18 protein-coding genes are annotated in these 18,927 nt (G+C 68.8%); 15 read left to right on the top strand and 3 right to left on the bottom strand.

Annotation, left to right across the window (positions count from 1 at the left end; genetic code table 11):
• Positions 1 to 3 precede the first annotated feature (3 nt).
• Complete coding sequence (araA, locus tag KDB89_RS08520; protein WP_219080145.1) at positions 4 to 1,515, top strand: L-arabinose isomerase; 1,512 nt, start codon at positions 4 to 6, stop codon at positions 1,513 to 1,515.
• Between the two features lie 65 nt (positions 1,516 to 1,580).
• Here the strand turns inward: araA and KDB89_RS08515 are convergent, their stop codons facing one another.
• Positions 1,581 to 2,351 (bottom strand): MBL fold metallo-hydrolase, encoded by a 771-nt coding sequence (locus KDB89_RS08515; protein ID WP_219080143.1) that lies wholly within the window; start codon positions 2,349 to 2,351, stop codon positions 1,581 to 1,583.
• Between the two features lie 71 nt (positions 2,352 to 2,422).
• Between KDB89_RS08515 and hrcA the strand changes: the two genes are divergently transcribed.
• The 5 genes from hrcA to KDB89_RS08490 are packed head-to-tail and all read left to right on the top strand — an operon-like array spanning position 2,423 to position 7,560.
• Entirely contained in the window at positions 2,423 to 3,424 is a 1,002-nt protein-coding gene (gene hrcA / locus KDB89_RS08510; protein ID WP_219080141.1) for a heat-inducible transcriptional repressor HrcA, read from the top strand.
• 20 nt (positions 3,425 to 3,444) lie between these two features.
• Complete coding sequence (gene dnaJ, locus KDB89_RS08505) at positions 3,445 to 4,617, top strand: molecular chaperone DnaJ (protein ID WP_219080139.1); 1,173 nt, start codon at positions 3,445 to 3,447, stop codon at positions 4,615 to 4,617.
• Positions 4,614 to 5,342, top strand: coding sequence for a 16S rRNA (uracil(1498)-N(3))-methyltransferase (locus tag KDB89_RS08500; protein ID WP_219080137.1), 729 nt, complete (start codon positions 4,614 to 4,616; stop codon positions 5,340 to 5,342). The genes dnaJ and KDB89_RS08500 overlap by 4 nt, the downstream gene beginning before the upstream one ends.
• A complete protein-coding gene (gene tgt, locus KDB89_RS08495; RefSeq protein WP_219080135.1) occupies positions 5,339 to 6,574 on the top strand; it encodes a tRNA guanosine(34) transglycosylase Tgt in 1,236 nt (411 codons plus the stop codon). The genes KDB89_RS08500 and tgt overlap by 4 nt, the downstream gene beginning before the upstream one ends.
• A gap of 35 nt (positions 6,575 to 6,609) precedes the next feature.
• Entirely contained in the window at positions 6,610 to 7,560 is a 951-nt protein-coding gene (locus KDB89_RS08490) for an aldo/keto reductase (RefSeq protein ID WP_219080133.1), read from the top strand.
• A gap of 19 nt (positions 7,561 to 7,579) precedes the next feature.
• Here the strand turns inward: KDB89_RS08490 and KDB89_RS08485 are convergent, their stop codons facing one another.
• Positions 7,580 to 8,302: a queuosine precursor transporter gene (locus KDB89_RS08485; protein WP_219080131.1), complete on the bottom strand. Its 723-nt coding sequence runs from the start codon at positions 8,300 to 8,302 to the stop codon at positions 7,580 to 7,582.
• Between the two features lie 141 nt (positions 8,303 to 8,443).
• Between KDB89_RS08485 and KDB89_RS08480 the strand changes: the two genes are divergently transcribed.
• The 9 genes from KDB89_RS08480 (at position 8,444) to leuA (ending at position 17,975) form a co-directional block, all read left to right on the top strand.
• Positions 8,444 to 8,872 carry a DUF5709 domain-containing protein gene (locus KDB89_RS08480; protein ID WP_219080129.1) on the top strand — a complete coding sequence of 143 codons (429 nt, stop codon included), beginning with the start codon at positions 8,444 to 8,446 and terminating at the stop codon, positions 8,870 to 8,872.
• Between the two features lie 117 nt (positions 8,873 to 8,989).
• A complete protein-coding gene (locus tag KDB89_RS08475) occupies positions 8,990 to 9,946 on the top strand; it encodes a PhoH family protein (RefSeq protein ID WP_255555850.1) in 957 nt (318 codons plus the stop codon).
• Entirely contained in the window at positions 9,943 to 10,395 is a 453-nt protein-coding gene (gene ybeY / locus KDB89_RS08470) for an rRNA maturation RNase YbeY (RefSeq protein ID WP_219080127.1), read from the top strand. The genes KDB89_RS08475 and ybeY overlap by 4 nt, the downstream gene beginning before the upstream one ends.
• On the top strand, positions 10,392 to 11,708 hold the full coding sequence (locus KDB89_RS08465) for a hemolysin family protein (RefSeq protein WP_219080125.1): 1,317 nt from the start codon (positions 10,392 to 10,394) through the stop codon (positions 11,706 to 11,708). The genes ybeY and KDB89_RS08465 overlap by 4 nt, the downstream gene beginning before the upstream one ends.
• Positions 11,701 to 12,627, top strand: a complete 927-nt coding sequence (era, locus tag KDB89_RS08460) for a GTPase Era (protein WP_219080123.1) — start codon at positions 11,701 to 11,703, stop codon at positions 12,625 to 12,627. The genes KDB89_RS08465 and era overlap by 8 nt, the downstream gene beginning before the upstream one ends.
• 152 nt (positions 12,628 to 12,779) lie before the next feature.
• Positions 12,780 to 14,060, top strand: a complete 1,281-nt coding sequence (locus KDB89_RS08455; RefSeq protein ID WP_219080121.1) for an extracellular solute-binding protein — start codon at positions 12,780 to 12,782, stop codon at positions 14,058 to 14,060.
• An 87-nt stretch (positions 14,061 to 14,147) separates the two neighbouring features.
• On the top strand, positions 14,148 to 15,089 hold the full coding sequence (locus tag KDB89_RS08450) for a carbohydrate ABC transporter permease (protein WP_219080119.1): 942 nt from the start codon (positions 14,148 to 14,150) through the stop codon (positions 15,087 to 15,089).
• A gap of 1 nt (position 15,090) precedes the next feature.
• A complete protein-coding gene (locus KDB89_RS08445; RefSeq protein ID WP_219080117.1) occupies positions 15,091 to 15,939 on the top strand; it encodes a carbohydrate ABC transporter permease in 849 nt (282 codons plus the stop codon).
• Positions 15,940 to 16,229: 290 nt separating this feature from the next.
• Complete coding sequence (gene leuA, locus KDB89_RS08440; RefSeq protein ID WP_219080115.1) at positions 16,230 to 17,975, top strand: 2-isopropylmalate synthase; 1,746 nt, start codon at positions 16,230 to 16,232, stop codon at positions 17,973 to 17,975.
• Between the two features lie 30 nt (positions 17,976 to 18,005).
• Here leuA and KDB89_RS08435 read toward each other — a convergent pair whose 3' ends face one another.
• Positions 18,006 to 18,797, bottom strand: coding sequence for a transglutaminase-like domain-containing protein (locus KDB89_RS08435; RefSeq protein WP_219080113.1), 792 nt, complete (start codon positions 18,795 to 18,797; stop codon positions 18,006 to 18,008).
• Positions 18,798 to 18,927: the final 130 nt, after the last annotated feature.

Genomic DNA, 18,927 nt, shown 5'->3' with positions numbered 1-18,927 from the left:
ACCATGGAAAACCCGTACGCAGGCCGGAAGGTCTGGTTCTTCACCGGCTCGCAGGACCTCTACGGCCCCGAGGTCCTCCAGCAGGTGGAGGAGCAGGCCAGGCAGGTCGTCGCCGACCTCAACGCCTCCGACGAGATCCCCTTCGAGATCGAGTGGCGCCCGACCCTCAAGGACCGCGTCGCGATCCAGCGCGCCATGGTCGAGGCCAACGCCGACGAGTCCGTCGTGGGCGTCATCTGCTGGATGCACACGTTCAGCCCCGCCAAGATGTGGATCCTGGGCCTCGACGCCCTGGCCAAGCCCATGCTGCACCTCCACACGCAGGCCAACGAGGCCCTGCCGTGGGACACCATCGACATGGACTTCATGAACCTGAACCAGGCCGCCCACGGCGACCGCGAGTTCGGCTACATCGTCAGCCGGCTGGGCAAGCAGCGCAAGATCGTCGTCGGGCACGCCAGCCACGCCGACGTGCAGCACAAGGTAGCCGTCTGGGCGCGCGCCGCCACCGGCTGGGCCGAGCTGCGCACCATGAAGCTCGCACGCTTCGGCGACAACATGCGCAACGTCGCCGTCACCGAGGGCGACAAGACCGAGGCGGAGCACAAGCTCGGCGTCTCCATCAACACGTGGGGCGTCAACGAGGTTGTCGCCGCCGTCGAGGCCGTCTCCGACGCGGACGTCGATGCGCTGGTCGCCACCTATGAGGACCTCTACGACGTGGCCCCCGAGCTCCGCAAGGGCGGGGACCGTCACGAGTCGCTGCGCTACGGTGCGCGCCAGGAGATCGCGATGCGCGGCTTCCTCGAGTCGGTGGGAGCCAAGGGCTTCACCGACACCTTCGAGGACCTCGGCGGCCTGAGGCAGCTCCCCGGCCTGGCCGCGCAGCGCCTGATGGCCGACGGCTACGGCTTCGGCGCCGAGGGCGACTGGAAGACCGCCATCCTCGTGCGGCTGGCCAAGGTGATGGGCTACGGCCTGCCCGGCGGCGCCTCGCTGATGGAGGACTACACCTACGAGCTGACCCCCGGCAAGCAGAAGATCCTCGGCGCGCACATGCTCGAGGTCTGCCCGTCGCTGACCACCTCGAAGCCGACGCTGGAGATCCACCCGCTCGGCATCGGCGACCGCGAGGACCCTGTCCGCCTGGTCTTCAACACGGACCCGGGCGAGGCCATCGTCGTGGCCATGTCCGACCTGCGCGACCGCTTCCGCCTGACCGCCAACGTGGTCGACGTCGTCGAGCCCGACCAGCCGCTGCCCAAGCTGCCGGTCGCGCGCGCCGTCTGGGAGCCCCGCCCGAACCTGTCGACGTCCGCCGAGTGCTGGATCACCGCCGGCGCCGCGCACCACACCGTGATGTCGACCGCCGCGGGCCTCGAGCACTTCGAGGACTTCTCCGACATGGCCGACATCGAGCTGGCGCTGATCGACGAGAACACCACCACCCGTGGGTTCGCGGCCGAGCTGCGCTACAACGCCGCGGTGCGCAAGTTCACCGACGGCCTGCGCTGATCCGACGCCAGAGGGCGGCGCCTCCCATGGGGGGAGGCGCCGCCCTCTCGTCGTGTCCGGGGGCATCAGAGGCCGAAGATCGGCAGCTGTTTCCTCGGCGTGATGCCCTTGGCGGCCAGCTCCGCGTACGCCTTGGGGAGCGCGACGGCGAGCGTCTCGGGCGAGAAGGGCCACTCGGTCGCGGCCGCCGCGTCCTCCAGCGCGGTGCCCTGCTGGATCAGCATCTCCGTCTGCCCGTAGAGCATCGAGATCTCGGCCCGGGCGATGAAGGCGAAGTCCCGGTCCACGACGTCTCCATGGCCCGGCACGAACCGCGTGGTCGCGTTCGTGGCGCCCAGCACCCCGTCGAGGAACGTCGGCCAGTTGCTCAGGTTGGTGGTCTCGTCGACCTGGATGTCCGCGCCCTCCTCGAGCAGGTCCCCGGCGATCACCACGTTTTCGCCAGGAACGAACACGACGACGTCGCTGCGGGTGTGCGCCTCGCCGAAGTGCAGCGCCTCGACCCGCTGGTTGCCCAGGTCCACCGAGACGGCCATCGAGAAGGTGCGGGTCACCGGCACTGCCGTCAGGTTCTCGTGGGCCAGCGACTCGACCTCTCCCATGCCGTTGAGGCCGCCGTAGTGGTCCTCGTGTGCGTGCGTGAGGATCACGTGCGTGACGGGCACCCCTGCTCGCTCCGCGGCCGACGCGATCAGCTCCGCCCCCTGCGCGGGCGTGTTCCCGGCATCCACGAGCAGCGCGGCGTCGTCGCCGACCACCAGCGTCGAGTTCACTCGGTGGGGCTCGAGGCGGGTCACGAGCACGCGTTCGGTAACGGGGGTCCAGGTCATCGACATGGGTCACATCATAATTCGGCGCTACACTGGCACTCGGCATCCGAGAGTGCCAGGATTCCACGGGAGGTGACATGCTGGACGACCGCAAACTCGAGGTCCTCAAGGCCATCGTCACCGACTACGTGGCCAGCCGCGAGCCCGTCGGCTCCAAGGCCCTTGTCGAACGCCACCAGCTGGACGTGTCCGCCGCCACAGTCCGCAACGACATGGCCGCGCTGGAGGAGGAGGGCTACATCATGCAGCCCCACACCAGCGCCGGACGCATTCCCACGGACAAGGGCTACCGGCTGTTCGTCGACAAGCTGTCGAAGGTCAAGCCGCTGTCGACCGCGGAGCGTACGGCCATCACGACCTTCCTCGGCGGGACGGCCGACGTCGACGACCTCGTCAGCCGCACGGTCAGGCTGCTCGCCCAGCTGACGCGCCAGGTCGCCATCGTGCAGTACCCCATCGCGCAGCGCGACGTCATCCGGCACCTCGACCTCGTGACGCTGAGCCCCGAGCGGCTCCTGGTCATCGTCGTGCAGTCCAACGGCCGCGTCGACCAGACGACGCTCGAGGCCCCGGTGCTCGACGAGCCGCGCCTGCAGGCGCTGCGGGTCCGGATCGCCTCGGCCATCGTCGGGCAGACGGCGGCCGACGCCGCCAGCGTGCTCGCCGGGTTCCTGGAGACCATCGCCCCGGAGGACCGGGCGCTGGCCGGCCCGGTCGTGGCCGCGGTCCTCGAGGCCATCGCGACGCAGCCCGCCTCGCAGGTTCTCGTGGCGGGCGTCCCGAACCTCGCCGGCACCGCGTTCGAGGCCAACATGCGGCCGCTGCTGGAGGCGCTCGAGGAGCAGGTCGTGCTGCTCCGGCTCCTCGGCGAGGCCGCGGGCGACGACGTCACCGTGCGCATCGGCCAGGAGAACCGGGCGCAGGGCTTCCACGCCACCAGCCTGGTGGCCGCCGGCTACGGCGCCCAGTACGGTGCCTCGCTGGGGGTCGTCGGCCCCACCCGCATGGACTATCCCTCCACCATCGCCGCGGTCCGCGCCGTGGCACGCTACGTGAGCCGTATCCTCACCGAAGGCTGACAGCCCAACCGAGAAGAGACATGACCAAGGACTACTACGACATCCTCGGCGTCGAGCGCGACGCAACCCCCGAGGCCATCAAGAAGGCGTACCGTCGCCGCGCCATGAAGGTGCACCCCGACGTCGCGCCCGACGATGCCGACGCGGCCGAGAAGTTCAAGGAGCTCAGCGAGGCCTACGAGGTGCTGAGCGACGCGAACAAGCGCGCCGTGTTCGACAGGGGCGGGGACCCGATGTCCGGGGCGGGCTCCGCGGGCTTCAGCGGCTTCGGCGGGGGATTCTCCGGGGGCTTCGACTTCACCAACCTCGTCGACGCGATGTTCGGCCAGGCCGGCGGCCGCGGGCCGCGCTCGCGCGTGCGGCAGGGCCAGGACGCGCTCGTGCGCGTCACGCTGCAGCTGCACGAGGCCGTCTTCGGGGTGACCAAGCCCGTCAAGGTCGCCACCGCCGTCGTGTGCCCGAAGTGCTCCGGCAAGGGTGGCGAGCCCGGCTCCGAGCCCGTCACGTGCTCGACGTGTGACGGCGCCGGCGAGGTGACCGCGATCCAGCGGAGCTTCCTCGGCGACATCCGCACCACGCAGGCCTGCCCGACGTGCCGCGGCTACGGCACGATCATCCCGCAGCCCTGCTCCGAGTGCTCCGGCGAGGGCCGCGTGCGCACCACGCGGACCCTGCAGGTCAAGATCCCCGCGGGCGTCAGCACCGGCATCCGCATCCACCTGGAGGCCCAGGGCGAGGTCGGCCCCGGCGGCGGCCCCGCCGGCGACCTGTACGTCGAGCTGTCGGTCGCCGACCACGAGACGTTCCGCCGCGACGGCGACAACCTCGAGATGGTCGTGAAGCTGCCCATGACGGCCGCGGCGCTCGGCACCACCGTCAACGTCACGACGCTCGAGGCCGAGTGGGAGGGCTCCGACCCGGCAGACCGCAGCGTCGCCGTCGACATCCCCGCCGGCACGCAGTCCGGCACCCGCATCGCGCTCAAGGACCGCGGCGTGCCGAAGCTGCGCGGCGGCGGCCGCGGCGAGCTCGGCGTCACGGTGCTCGTGCAGACCCCGACGAAGCTGGATGACCAGCAGCGCGACCTGCTGCGCCAGCTCGCCGAGTCGCGCCACGAGGACCACCCGGAGGCGGAGACCGCGAAGCACGGCAAGGGCGTGCTCGGCAAGCTCTCCGAGTGGTTCACCTCGTGACCTTCCCCCTGTTCCTGGCCGACTTCGACGATTCCGTCGTCGTCGGCTCGAGGATCTCCGTCGTGGGGGAGGAGGCGCACCACGGCATCGTGAAGCGCATCGCCCCCGGCGAGTCGGTCCTGCTCAGCAACGGCGCGGGACTCGGCCTGACCGGCACGGTGGTGGCCGTCGACAAGCGGGAGTTCGTCGTCGAGGTCACGGCCCTCGAGCCCGTGGGCGACCGGGTCTGGAATTGGACGGTCGTGCAGGCGCTCGCCAAGGGCGACCGGTCCGACCTCGCCGTCCAGATGGCCACCGAGCTGGGTGCCTGCCGCATCCTCGCCTGGCAGGCGTCGCGCTCGATCGTGCGCTGGTCCGGGGACAGGGGCGACAAGTCGCTCGCCAGGTGGCGGGCCACGGCCCGGGAGTCGGCCAAGCAGGCGCGTCGCATGGTCGTCCCCATCGTCGAGGCCGCCTCGACGGCAGACGTCGTGGCCGCCATCGGCTCCGTGGACGTCGCGCTCGTGCTGCACGAGGACGCCGAGGTGCACATCGCCGACGTCGTGCTGCCCGACCGGGGGACCGGGCTGGTCATCGTCGGCCCCGAGGGCGGCATCTCCGGCGAGGAGCTCGACCGCTTCGTCGCCGCGGGAGCCCGGCCGGTGCTGATCAGCGACGGCGTCCTGCGCACCTCGACCGCCGCGGCCGTCGCGCTCGGCCAGCTCGACGTCCTGGCCCGCCGATGACCGGCTTCTCCTTCGACGTCACCCACCGGCTCGACGGCGCCCCCGGCCGCGCGGGCGTCATCCACACGCCGCACGGCGACATCGAGACCCCCGCCTTCGTGGTCGTCGGGACCAAGGCGACCGTCAAGGCCGTGCTGCCGGAGAGCGTCGCGGAGCTCGGCGCCCAGGCCGTGCTCGCCAACGCCTACCACCTGTACCTCAGGCCCGGCTCCGACCTGATCGACGAGGCCGGCGGCCTCGGGCGGTTCATGAACTGGCCCGGCCCCACGTTCACCGACTCCGGCGGCTTCCAGGTGATGAGCCTCGGCGCAGGGTTCCGCAAGGTGCTCGCGATGGACACCAAGGGGCTCGCGAACGACGACGTCATCGCCGAGGGGAAGACCCGCAGGGCGCACGTCGACGAGGACGGCGTCACGTTCGTCTCGCACCTCGACGGCACGAAGCACCGCTTCACGCCCGAGGTCTCGATGCGAATCCAGCACGAGCTCGGCGCCGACATCATGTTCGCGTTCGACGAGCTGACCACGCTCATGAACACCCGCGCCTACCAGGAGGACTCCGTCGAGCGGACCCACCGGTGGGCCGTGCGCTGCCTCGCGGAGCACGCGAAGCTGACCCGGGAGCGCGTCGACAAGCCGTATCAGGCGTTGTTCGGCGTCATCCAGGGCGCCCAGTACGAGGACCTGCGCCGCCGGGCCGCCTCCGGGCTGGCCGCCCTCGAGGTCGACGGTACGAGCTTCGACGGCTTCGGGCTGGGCGGGGCGCTGGAGAAGGAGAACCTCGGGGAGATCATCGGCTGGATGGTCGACGAGCTGCCCGAGGACAAGCCCCGCCACCTGCTCGGCATCTCCGAGCCGGACGACTTCTTCGCGGCCGTCGAGATGGGCGTCGACACGTTCGACTGCGTCAACCCGTCGCGCGTCGCGCGCAACGCGGCCATCTACACGGCCGACGGGCGCTACAACGTCAACACCGCCAGGCACCGACGCTCGTTCATCCCGCTGGAGGAGGGCTGCGACTGCTACACCTGCGCGCACTACACGCGGGCCTACCTGCACCACCTCTTCAAGGCCAAGGAGATGCTGGCCTCGACGCTGGCGACGATCCACAACGAGCGCTTCACGGTCCGCCTGGTCGACAACATCCGGGAGGCGCTGAAGGCCGGCGAGTTCCTCGCCTTCCGCGACGAGTTCCTCGGCCGGTTCTACGGGGACTCCTCGCCCGTCGGCTGACCGGCCGGGTTCGGCCCCGCGGTAGCGTGGGGGCCATGCAGTACGCACAGCTGGGGCGCAGCGGCGCCCGCGTCTCCCGCCTGGTGCTGGGGACCATGAACTTCGGCCCGCACACCGACGAGGCGGACGCGTTCGCCATCATGGACCGCGCCTTCGACGAGGGCATCAACTTCTTCGACACCGCCAACGTCTACGGCGGCGTCGAGCACCGCGGCTGGACCGAGGAGATCGTGGGCCGCTGGCTGGCGAAGTCCGGCCACCGCGACGAGATCGTGCTCGCCACCAAGGTGTTCGGCAAGATGAGCGAGCGCATCAACGACCGCGGCCTGTCGGCCTTCAACATCCGCCGGGCGGTCGAGGACTCGCTGAGGAGGCTCGGCACCGACCACATCGACCTCTACCAGATGCACCACGTCGACCGGGACACCGGTTGGGACGAGATCTGGCAGGCGATGGACGTCCTCGTGACGCAGGGGAAGATCACCTACGTCGGCAGCTCGAACTTCGCCGGCTGGCACATCGCGCAGGGCTCCGAGGCCGCCCGCGCCCGCCACGGCCTCGGCCTGGTGACCGAGCAGTCGCTGTACAACCTGCTCGCCCGCGACATCGAACTCGAGGTGCTCCCCGCGGCCCAGCACTACGGGCTCGGCGTCATCGCGTGGTCGCCGCTGGCCTCCGGTCGTCTCGGCGGCTCCTCCGGCGGCGTGCGTCGGGCCGGGTACAAGGTCGACGACGCCAAGGCCGCGGCCCTGGCGAAGTGGGAGGACTTCTGCGCCGAGCTGGAGGTCAGGCCCGGCGAGGCCGCCCTCGCGTGGCTGCTGCACCGCCCCGGCGTGCTCGGCCCCATCGTCGGCCCCCGCACGCTCGACCAGCTGACCTCCGCCCTCGCGGCGTTCGACATCACGTTCGGCGAGGACGCCCTGGCGCGGATCGACGAGATCTTCCCAGGCCCCGGCGGCCCCGCCCCGGAGGCCTACGCCTGGTGATCCCTCGGCCGCGCCGGACTCAGACAACGGGGTCCGGCTCGGCCGCGCGGCCGGCGTAGGACGGCTCGAGCCGCTTCACGACGCGGATCACGCGGTACGTGACGGGCAGGAAGACAGCCTCCACGCCGACCTTCCACAGGTAGCCGACCAGGATGTAGTTGACCATCGTCCCGCCCGAGATGACGCCGCCGAAGGCGATCAGGCAGAACAGGATGGTGTCGGCCGCCTCGCCGACCACCGTCGAGCCGAGCAGGCGCGCCCACAGCGACCGCTCGTCGGTGCGCTCCTTCAGCTTCACCAGCACCCATGCATTCAGCAGCTGGCCGGCCAGGTAGCCGACCAGCGACGCGACGACGATCCGCGGCACGAAGCCCAGCACCGCCAGGAACGCCTCCTGGTTCGCGTAGTCCGCAGCCGGCGGCAGCGCCCCGACCACCACGAAGGTCAGCGACGCCAGGACGGACACCGCGAAGCCGATGAAGATCGCGCGCCTGGCCCCCCTCAGCCCGTAGACCTCGGCGAGCACGTCGCCCAGCACGTACGTCAGCGGGAACAGCAGTGCACCGCCGTCCGTGATGAGCGGCAGCAGCGGGAACCCCCACAGCGTCAGCTCGGGGCCGAGCTGGATCAGCTTCGTCGCGGCGATGTTCGAGATCAGCAGCAGCGCGCAGAACAGCGCAACGACGACGTCGAAGACGCCGCGGGGACTCTCGGCGAAACGGGTGCGGGAGGTGGGCGTCACGGGTCAGATCCTACGGCCGACGCGCCGCGCGGCCTCATCGGGACCCTCCGCTCCGGCCCGGCGGAGGCCTGATCGGAGGGGAATGCGCGACGCCCGGGGGTTTCGCCTGAACCTGTCGCCCGGGGGTGGCAGACTCAGCACATGAGCGAAGAATTCGGAGACGGAATCCCCGAGGGATCGGAGCAACTCGACCAGCTTCAGCGGTCTGACTCGCTGATCGACCGCGGCGTCGACGACGTGCTGGACGAGGGCTACATCGCCCCGGACAACTGGTCGCCCGCCCAGGGCTTCGGCAACACGCCCGAGGAGATGCGTCAGGGGGAGACCCTCGAGCAGCGGATGAGACAGGAGATCCCCGAGCCCGTCCCGGATGTCGAGAACTGGAACCCCAACAACGAGAAGCGTGAGGTCGGAGCCGAGCGGGCCGGCCGGCTGATGCACGTGCAGGGCAGCGGCCGGGAGGACACGCTAGGCGTGGATGTCGGCATCAGCGGAGGCGCTGCGTCGGCCGAGGAGGCCGCGATGCACATCATCTCGGACGACCAGAGCGACGACGACATCATCGAGTGAGCCGGGCCGCACCCCGGTAGTAAGCTGGGACGCCGGGCGAGACACGCCCACACCGACCAGGAGTGAACCCTGAACAGCAGCAACGCACACGACCTGCAGCTCGCGACGCGCACCGTGATGGTGCCGAGCTCGATCGACATGGTCAGCCTGCTCGGACCGAGCGACGCCTTCCTGCGGATCCTCGAGGACCAGCTGGCCGCCGACATCCACGTGCGCGGCGCGCGGGTCACGATCAGCGGTGCCGCCGACCAGGTCGCGAAGGCGGCGGAGATCGTCACCGAACTCGTCACCATCCTGCGCACCGGTCAGGGGCTGACCAGCGAGACCGTCGAGCGCGTCATCGGCATGGCAGACGACCCGCACGCGGCCGCCGCCGAGATCCTGACGCAGAACATCGTCAGCTCGCGCGGGCGGGCCGTGCGTCCCAAGACGCTCAACCAGAAGCGGTACGTCGACGCGATCGACCGCCACACCGTCGTGTTCGGCATCGGGCCGGCGGGCACCGGCAAGACCTACCTCGCCATGGCGAAGGCGGTGCAGGCCCTCCAGAACAAGGAGGTCAGCCGCATCATCCTGACGCGCCCCGCGATCGAGGCGGGGGAGCGTCTCGGGTTCTTGCCCGGCACGCTGAACGACAAGATCGACCCCTACCTGAGGCCGCTCTACGACGCGCTGCACGACATGGTCGAGCCGGACTCGGTGCCGAAGCTCCTGACGTCCGGGACGGTCGAGGTCGCGCCGCTGGCCTACATGCGCGGGCGCACGCTCAACGACGCGTTCATCATCCTCGACGAGGCGCAGAACACGTCGATGGAGCAGATGAAGATGTTCCTCACGCGCCTCGGCTTCGGCTCGAAGATCGTCGTCACCGGAGACATCACCCAGATCGACCTGCCCGGCGGCACCCGCTCCGGGCTCCGGGGCGTGCAGGACGTCCTCGACGGCGTCGACGACATCGCCTTCTGCACGCTGACGTCGCGCGACGTCGTGCGGCACAAGCTCGTCGGCCGGATCGTCGCCGCCTACGACCAGTTCGAGAGCCTCAACCAGCCCCGGGAGCAGCACCGCCGATGATCGACATCAACAACGAGTCAGGCCTCGAGGCCGACGAGCTGGGGCTGGTGGCGCTCGCGCGCTTCGCGCTGGCGCAGCTGCGGATCCACCCGCAGGCCGACCTGTCGATCCTGCTGGTCGACGAGAAGACCATGGAGGACTACCACGAGCGGTTCATGGACCTGCCCGGCCCGACCGACGTGATGAGCTTCCCCATGGACGAGCTCCGTGCGCCCGCCGAGGATGAGGAGCCGCCGAGCGGCCTGCTCGGCGACATCGTGCTCTGCCCGGCCGTCACCGCCAGGCAGGCGGCCGAGAACGGCCGCCTCCCCAACGCCGAGGCCGAGTACCTCCTGATCCACGGGCTGCTGCACCTCCTGGGGCACGACCACGCAGAGCCGGAGGAGAAGGCCGTCATGTTCGGGCTCAACGACAAGATCATCGCCGCCTGGGAACTGGCCCGCCCGTGACACAGGCCGAATGGATCCAGGTCATCGGCGCGCTCGTGTGCGCCGTCGCCGCGTCCCTCCTGGCCGCCGTGGAGACCGCCCTGAGCGTCATCACACGTTCCCGGGCCGAGCGGCTCGTCGAGCAGGGGGTCCGCGGTGCCGAGCGGATCCGGCTCATCGCGGCCGACCCCGCGCCGTCGATCAACGCAGTGATGTTCACGCGTGCCGCCTTCGAGACAGCGTCGATCGTGCTGGCCGCCATCGTGATGTTCACGCAGTTCCCGGCCGACTGGGTCCGTGCGCTCGTGACGATCGCCATCATGCTCACGGTGTCGTTCATCCTGTGGGGGGTGGCCCCGCGCACGCTGGGCAGGCAGAACCCCGAGAAGACGCTCACCATCTTCGGCCCACTGGTCAGCGGCCTCACCACCGTGCTCGGCCCCGTCGCGCAGCTCATGATCCTCATCGGCAACGCGCTGACCCCGGGCCGCGGTTACGCGGACGGGCCGTTCGCGAGCGAGGCCGAGCTGCGTGACCTCGTCGACATCGCCGAGGCGAACGAGGTCATCGAGGCCGGCGAGTCCAAGATGATCCATTCGGTGTTCGAGTTGGGCGACACGATCGTCAAGGAGGTCATGGTCCCGCGCACCGACATGGTGTACGTGACCCGCGACAAGACGCTGCGCCAGCTGCTGAGCCTCGCCCTGCGCTCGGGCTTCTCGCGCATCCCCGTCATCGGCAAGGACCTCGACGACATCCTCGGGGTCGTGTACCTCAAGGACGTGTCCAAACGCATCTACGACTTCCCCGACGCGGAGCGGCAGGAGAGTGTGGGCGACATCATGCGGCCCGCCGCGTTCTGCCCCGACTCCAAGCCGGTCAGCGAGCTCCTGCACGACATGCAGCTCAGCCACTCGCACCTCGTCGTCGTCATCGACGAGTTCGGCGGCACCGCGGGGCTGGCGACGATCGAGGACATCCTCGAGGAGATCGTCGGCGAGATCGTCGACGAGTACGACACCGACCAGCCCGCGGTCCAGGACCTGGGGGAGGGACGGTTCCGCGTCTCGGCACGGCTCCCCGTCGACGAGCTCGGCGCCCTGTTCGACGAGAGGATCGACGACGACGACGTCGAGACCGTCGGCGGGCTGATGGCCAAGCAGCTCAACCTCGTACCCATTCCCGGATCGCGCACCGTGGTGAGCGACATCGAACTGATCGCCGACAGGGCGATCGGCCGCCGCCACCAGATCGGCACCGTCCTGGCCCGCAGGCTCAGCGACGAGGAGCTCGCGGAACTCCGCGGCGAAGAAGGAGAACCCGAAGATGACTGACACCGCATTCCACTCGGGCTTCGCCTGTTTCGTGGGGCGTCCGAACGCCGGCAAGTCGACGCTGACCAACGCGCTCGTCGGCCAGAAGATCGCCATCGCGTCCAGCAAGCCACAGACCACGCGGCACGCGGTGCGCGGCATCATCACGCGTGACGACGGCCAGCTCGTCCTCATCGACACCCCCGGGCTCCACCGCCCCCGCACGCTGCTGGGCCAGCGCCTCAACGACCTCGTCTACGAGACCTGGAGCGAGGTCGACGTCGTCGGCGTGTGCCTGCCGTGCGACCAGCGGATCGGCCCCGGCGACAAGTTCATCATCTCGGAGATCGCCAAGCTGCCGAAGAAGCCGACGCTCATCGCGCTGGCCACCAAGACCGACCTCGTGACGAAGGAGCGGCAGCTGTCGCACCTGGTGGACGTCGCGGCCGTGGCCGAGGAGCTCGGGGTGACGTGGGCCGAGGTCATCCCCTGCTCCGCGACGGCCGGGGATCAGGTCGACACCGTCCGTGACGTTCTCATCTCGCTGCTGCCCGAGGGCCCGGCCTACTACCCGGACGGCGAGATCACCGACGAGCCGGAGGAGACGCTGATCGCGGAGCTGATCCGCGAGGCCGCTCTGGAGGGAGTCCGCGACGAGCTGCCCCACTCCATCGCCGTCGTCATCGACGAGATCATGCCGCGACCCGACCGCCCGGAGGACAAGCCGTTGACCGACGTGTTTGCGTCGATCGTCGTCGAGCGGGAGTCCCAGAAGGGCATCATCATCGGCCACAAGGGCGCCCGCCTGCGCGAGATCGGCACGACGGCCCGAGAGCAGATCAACCGCCTGCTGGGCACCCGCGTGCACCTGAATCTGCACGTCAAGGTGCTCAAGGAATGGCAGCGCGACGCGAAATACCTGAACCGGTTGGGGTTCTGAGAGCCTCAAACGCGCAGTCGCTCTGATCGTTTCGGCCAACCCAGTAACTTTCCGGTTACGAGGACTTTTCGACGCTTCCCAATCACCGTGGCCCTTCCTAGTGTTCCGGGTAACAGCCAGTCCGGCTGCTTATTGCTAGGAAGGCACCACACGTGAACCATCGTGTCCTCAAGCTCGGCGTCCTGGCCACTGCCAGTGTTCTTGCGCTCTCCGCGTGCGGGGGATCATCCACCCCGTCATCCACGGACGCCTCCGCAGGCGAGTCGATCGACCCGGCAGACCTCACCACCACCATCAGCATCCTCGCGCCGTCCTACGCGGACAGCTCGGAGGCTGACTGGCAGACCATCATCGACGAGTTCCACAAGACCTACCCGAACGTCGAGGTGAAGCTCCAGATCGAGGGCTGGGACGGATTCACCGAGAAGGTCTCCGCCCGCATCCAGGCCGGGGACTACCCCGACATCCTCAACGACAACGCATTCGCCGGCTCCGCGGATGCCGGACTGCTCTACGACATCAGTGACGTGATGAGCCCGGAGACCATCGCCGCCATCGAACCCTCCCTGCTCGCCAACGGCGTCGGAGCCGACGGCACCCAGTGGGCAGCCCCGGACATCGCCAGCGCACGCATGCTCGTCTACAACACCGATCTGTTCAAGAAGGCGGGCATCACGGAGGCCCCGAAGTCCTGGGCCGAGCTGGAGGACGCGGCCGGCAAGCTCGTCGCCCTCGGCGACGGCGTTGTCGGGTACGGTATGCCGCTCGGCGAGGAGGAGGCACAGGTCGAGTCCTCCCTGTGGCTGTGGGGCGCCGGCGGAACCTGGGTGGATGGTGAGAACCTCACTGCCACCAGCCCCGAGGCTGTCGAGGGCTTCACGGAGATGAGGAAGCTGTTCGAGGCGGGTCTCACCCAGCCCAAGCTGGAGGACAACAGGCAGGACATCACCAACCTGATGCAGGCGGGCACTCTCGGCATGATGGTGGGCCACTCGCAGGTCGTGGTCGACTCCGAGGCCAAGGGGGTCAACGTCGCGCTCGCCCCCGTTCCGGACAAGGACGGCGGCGACGGCGTCGCAACCGGCGTGACGGACTTCATCGTCGCCTTCAACAATGACGATGCTGACCGGAAGGCAGCGACCGGTGCATTCCTTGACCTCATGTACTCCGATGCCATGTACGAGTCGTGGTACAAGGGCACCAAGCTGCTGCCCGTGACAACGAGCATGATCGAGAAGGCAAAGAGCGAGGCATCGACCGAGAACGAGAAGGGATTCCTGGACGCGCTGTCCATCGTGAAGTTCCTTCCCGTCGGCAACACGGCGTGGGATGCCCTGCAGTCCGCGCTCCAGGGCAGCGCCTACAAGGTCGGCACAGAGGACCCCGCCGAACTGCTCGCCCAGATCCAGGCGCAGGTCGACGCGCAGGGCTGATCAGATCCGGTGAACCGGCGGGAGGCGCGGCCGGGTGTCGCGCCTCCCGCCCTCCGGCCCGCCTGGTTCCAGAAAGGTCCATCCTCCTTGTCTCTCAATGCCACCGCAGAAGCGGCGATCATCAGGAGGCCGTCGCGGCTGCGTGAGGCCGCGACGGCCGTCCCCTGGCTGTTGCCGTCGCTGATCCTCATCGCGGGTGTGGTTCTCTACCCAGCGTGTCTCATGGTCTACACGTCGTTCTTCAAGTACACCAAGCAGGGCATCCGGAAGGGTGACGACCCGATTGGCCTCGACAACTACATCGGCCCTGCGGGCGCGCTCACCTTCCCGGGGGTGCCGATCGGCAGGATCCTGCTGAACACCGTCGTGTGGGTCGTGGTCGTCGTGCTGGTGACCCTGGTGTTGTCGCTGCTGCTCGCCCAGTTCCTCAACAAGCCCTTCCGCGGACGCAAGCTGTTGCGGCTCTTCATCATCATCCCGTGGGCCTGCTCGGTCGTCATGACCGCCACCGTCTTCAGATACGGGCTGCAGGAGAACATCGGACTGTTCAATCGGCTGCTGGTGGACACCGGCGTCCTCGAGGTCGGGCGCGCCTGGACCAAGGACCCGACCAGCGCCTTCTGGATCGCGGTGTTCGTCGCCATCTATGTGTCTCTCCCGTTCACGACCTACACGATCCTCGCCGGGCTGCAGTCCGTTCCGGAGGACGTCCTGGAGGCCGCGCACGTCGATGGGGCGACGTCCCCGCAGCGTTACCTTCACATCGTGCTTCCGCTGCTGCGACCGGCGATAGCGACGGCGGCACTGATCAACATCATCAACGTGTTCAATTCCCTGCCCATCCTGAGGCTGCTCCAGGAGACCCCGGGATACCACACGGGCCACATCACCACGACGCTCATGTACGAGTACCAGCGGGCCCTCGGCCCGGGAGTCTCGTCGGCGCTGTCCGTGCTGAACTTCCTGTTCTGCCTGGTGATCATCGCGATCTACCTGGCGGCCGTCCGCCCGACCAGGGAGGTGGACTGACATGGCCAGGCGCCAGCAGGGCATCCACAAGCGTCCGAACCCCTGGCTCGTCGCGCTCGGCTCGATCGCGGTCGTGGTGTTCTTCGGGTTCCCGTACGCGCTGATGTTCGTCACCTCGCTGAAGACGAGACTGGAGGTGACCGAGATCCCGCCTGTCTACTTCCCGGCGACGCCCCAGTGGAGCAACTACATCTCGGTGTGGTCCTCCGAGGTCAACCCAGCGTCGTCGCTGCTGTCCACCGTGGTCATCGCCTCCGGTGCGACGCTGCTCGTGCTGGTGGTCGCGACGCCGGCCGCCTACTATGTCGCGCGGTTCAGGTTCCCGGGTCGTCTCTCCTTCCTTCTACTCGTGCTCGTGACCCAGATGCTGCAGCCGACGGTGCTCGCCGTCGGTCTCTATCAGGAGTTCCGCGGTTGGCAGGGGTACGCGGTCTGGGGCGCGCTGATCCTGATCAACGGGGCGTTCAACCTGAGCTTCGCGATCTGGATCATGCAGGCGTTCTTCGCCTCGGTGCCCAAGGAGATCGAGGAGGCTGCCCTGATCGACGGCCTCGGCAGGCTCCAGACGATGTTTCGGATCTCGCTTCCGCTGGTGTGGCCGGGCATCGTCACCGCAGTGGTGTTCGTGTTCGTCAACGCGTGGAACGAGTACGCCGCCGCGCTGATCCTGGTGCAGACCCCGGACCTGCAGCCGCTGACGGTGTCGATGCCGAGGTTCCTCGGCCTCTACATCCAGGACTGGCAGTACCTGTTCGCCGTGGCACTCATCGCCGTCGTCCCGGTGATCATCCTGTTCGGGTTCATCGAGAAGCGTCTCATCGGCGGCCTGACTGCCGGCGCAGGCAAGTAGCTCCCCACCGGCCGTCCCGGATGACGGTCCGGCCACCCACACCGACCCTCGCGCGTCGGTGTGGGTGGGCCCGGCGGTGGACTGCGGGTCGCCGTCGGTGGTCCCCATCGTGAGAAGGCCAGCGCATGATCTTGCCTCTGCACCCGGGCCGGGTTAGTCTCGGCTCCGTGCGTGGCAGGCTTCTCCTCCTTGGCCGCCGCAGCGGGGCCCAGTCCTGAACGACCAGCCGGCCTCCTCGCTGCGGTGAACTTCCGTGCCCGGCACCACACCCCATCGAGGAACCCGAGGACATGACCACCACCTTCAACACCCGCACGCAGTCCGTGCCCACGCAGCAGCCGACGCCGATGCCGGTGCACCGCTACACCCCGTTCCAACCCGTCGACGTGCCGGACCGTACCTGGCCGACGAAGCGCATCGAGAAGGCGCCGCGCTGGCTGTCGACCGATCTCCGCGACGGCAACCAGGCGCTCATCGACCCCATGACGCCTGCGCGCAAGATGCGCATGTTCGAGCTCCTGGTCTCGCTGGGGTTCAAGGAGATCGAGGTCGGGTTCCCGTCAGCCTCGCAGACCGACTTCGACTTCGTCCGCCAGCTCATCGAGGGCGACAGGATCCCCGACGACGTGACGATCTCGGTCCTGACGCAGGCGCGCGAGGACCTGATCTCCCGCACGGCGGAGTCGCTGATCGGGGCTCGAAGCGGCACGATCCACATGTACAACGCGACGGCACAGCTGTTCCGCGACGTCGTGTTCCGCATCTCCGAGGCCGAGTGCGTCCAGCTGGCCGTGCACGGCACGGAGACCGTCATGAAGTACGCGGACAAGTTCCTGGGCGACGTCGAGTTCGGCTACCAGTACTCGCCGGAGATCTTCACGCAGACTCCCACCGACTTCGCCGTCGAGGTCTGCAATGCCGTCAGCGACGTGTGGCAGCCCGGCGAGGGTCGCGAGATCATCTTCAACCTGCCGGCCACCGTCGAGCGCTCCACGCCCAACACGTACGCCGACCAGATCGAGTACTTCATCCGCAACGTCAACAACCGCGAGCACGTCGCGGTGTCGCTGCACCCGCACAACGACCGCGGCACGGCCGTGGCCGCCGCCGAGCTGGCGCAGATGGCCGGCGCTGACCGCGTCGAGGGCTGCCTGTTCGGCCACGGGGAGCGCACAGGCAACGTCGACCTCCTCACCCTGGCGCTGAACCTGTACACGCAGGGCGTGGACCCGCAGTTGGACTTCTCCGACATCGACGCCGTACGGCGCACCGTCGAGTACTGCACAGGGCTGCCCGTCCACCCGCGTCACCCGTACGCCGGCGACCTCGTCTACACGGCCTTCTCCGGCTCCCACCAGGACGCCATCAAGAAGGGCCTGGAGCATCTGGAGGCGGAGGCGCTCAAGGCGGGCAGCGTCGTCGGCGACATGCCGTGGGAGGCGCCGTATCTGCCCATCGACCCGCATGACGTCGGCCGCACCTACGAGGCCGTCATCCGCGTGAACTCGCAGTCGGGCAAGGGCGGCATGGCCTACCTGATGAAGTCCGAGTACAAGATGGAGCTGCCGCGCCGGCTGCAGATCGAGTTCAGCCGCGTCGTGCAGCAGCACACCGACGCCCGCGGCGGCGAGGTGTCCCCGCAGGAGATCATGGACATCTTCACCGACGAGTACCTCAGCGAGGGAGCGTGGAAGCTGATCAGGGAGGGCTCCACGTCGGCCAACGGCCAGTTCCACGTTGCCGCCGTGGTCGACGGCCCGACGCGCAAGGGCGTCTCCGTCGAGGGTGAGGGCAACGGCCCGCTGTCGGCCTTCGTCGACGCGCTCAGCCGGGAGGGCGCGAAGATCACCGTGCTCGACTACTCGGAGCACGCGCTCCAGTCCGGCGGCGACGCGAACGCCATCGCCTACGTCGAGTGTGAGGTCGGCGAGGGCGACGATGCCCAGGTGCTGTGGGGCGTCGGCATCGACCCGAGCATCACATCCGCCTCGAAGAAGGCGATCCTGAGCGCGCTGAACCGCGCACAGCGCGGCTGAGCCGCCACCTGCACGCCCTGAATGAGCTGGTCAGCCGAGGCTGACCAGCTCATTCACGTTGTCGGTGGGGAGCTGATCCGCGACGGCCGTCACCTGCAGGGCGTCCAGCGTCGCCATGCCGTGGTGCACGGACATGAACGCCGTGTCCGCCGCGTCCCGACCGGTCGCGATGCGCAGGAACGCCTGTCGCGGCGCCAGCGTCGTGGCGTCGACGACCCGCCACTGACCGTCGACGAAGGCCTCGGCGACGGCGTGGAAGTCCATGGGGTCGAGCCCGGGGGCGTATACGGACACCAGCCGCGCCGGGACGTCGAGCGCGCGCAGCAACGCGACGACCAGGTGCGCGTAGTCCCGGCAGACGCCCTGCCGGGCCAACAGTGTGCGGACGGCGCCATCGGTGGGAAGTGAGGAGCCGGGCACGTAGGTCAGCCGCGTGCCGACCCACGAGCTCACGGCAGCCAGGAGGTCGGCCCCCTGCAGACCTGAGAACTCCGCGTGCGCCGTGGGGGAGAGCTGGTCCGACTCGCAGTAGCGGCTCGGTCGCAGATAGTGGAGAAGGTCGTAGTCATCGATGGGTGCTGAGGCGCTCAGGCCGTCGATCTCCAGCCGGTAGTCGACGGATACCTGCCCGGCCCGGACATCCAGCACGTGCCACCGGGCGCCGTGGGGAGCCGTGATGACGCGGATGGTTGGCGCGTGGTCCGAAGCGGTCGCGGACAGCGTCTCAGCTCCGTTTCCGCCCGCGGCGGCGGCGACTTCCAGGACGATCGTCGCGTCGGTGGCGGCTGTGATCTCAAGGTGGGCGGTCACGGTCCGGTGCATGCCGTTCTCCTGTCTCGGTGGCGTCACCCTACAGCCTGAGAAATTCTGAGAACTTGCATTCAAATCTGAGAAAACTTAAGGTAGCGTGCGGTCAGCCCCCAAGAACGGCCATCCCGGTCGGACGAAAGGA

The organism is Tessaracoccus palaemonis (assembly GCF_019316905.1).
Classification (GTDB): domain Bacteria; phylum Actinomycetota; class Actinomycetes; order Propionibacteriales; family Propionibacteriaceae; genus Arachnia; species Arachnia palaemonis.
The sequence above is the reverse complement of the archived record's forward strand: the minus strand, read 5'-3'. Positions and strand labels throughout refer to the sequence as shown.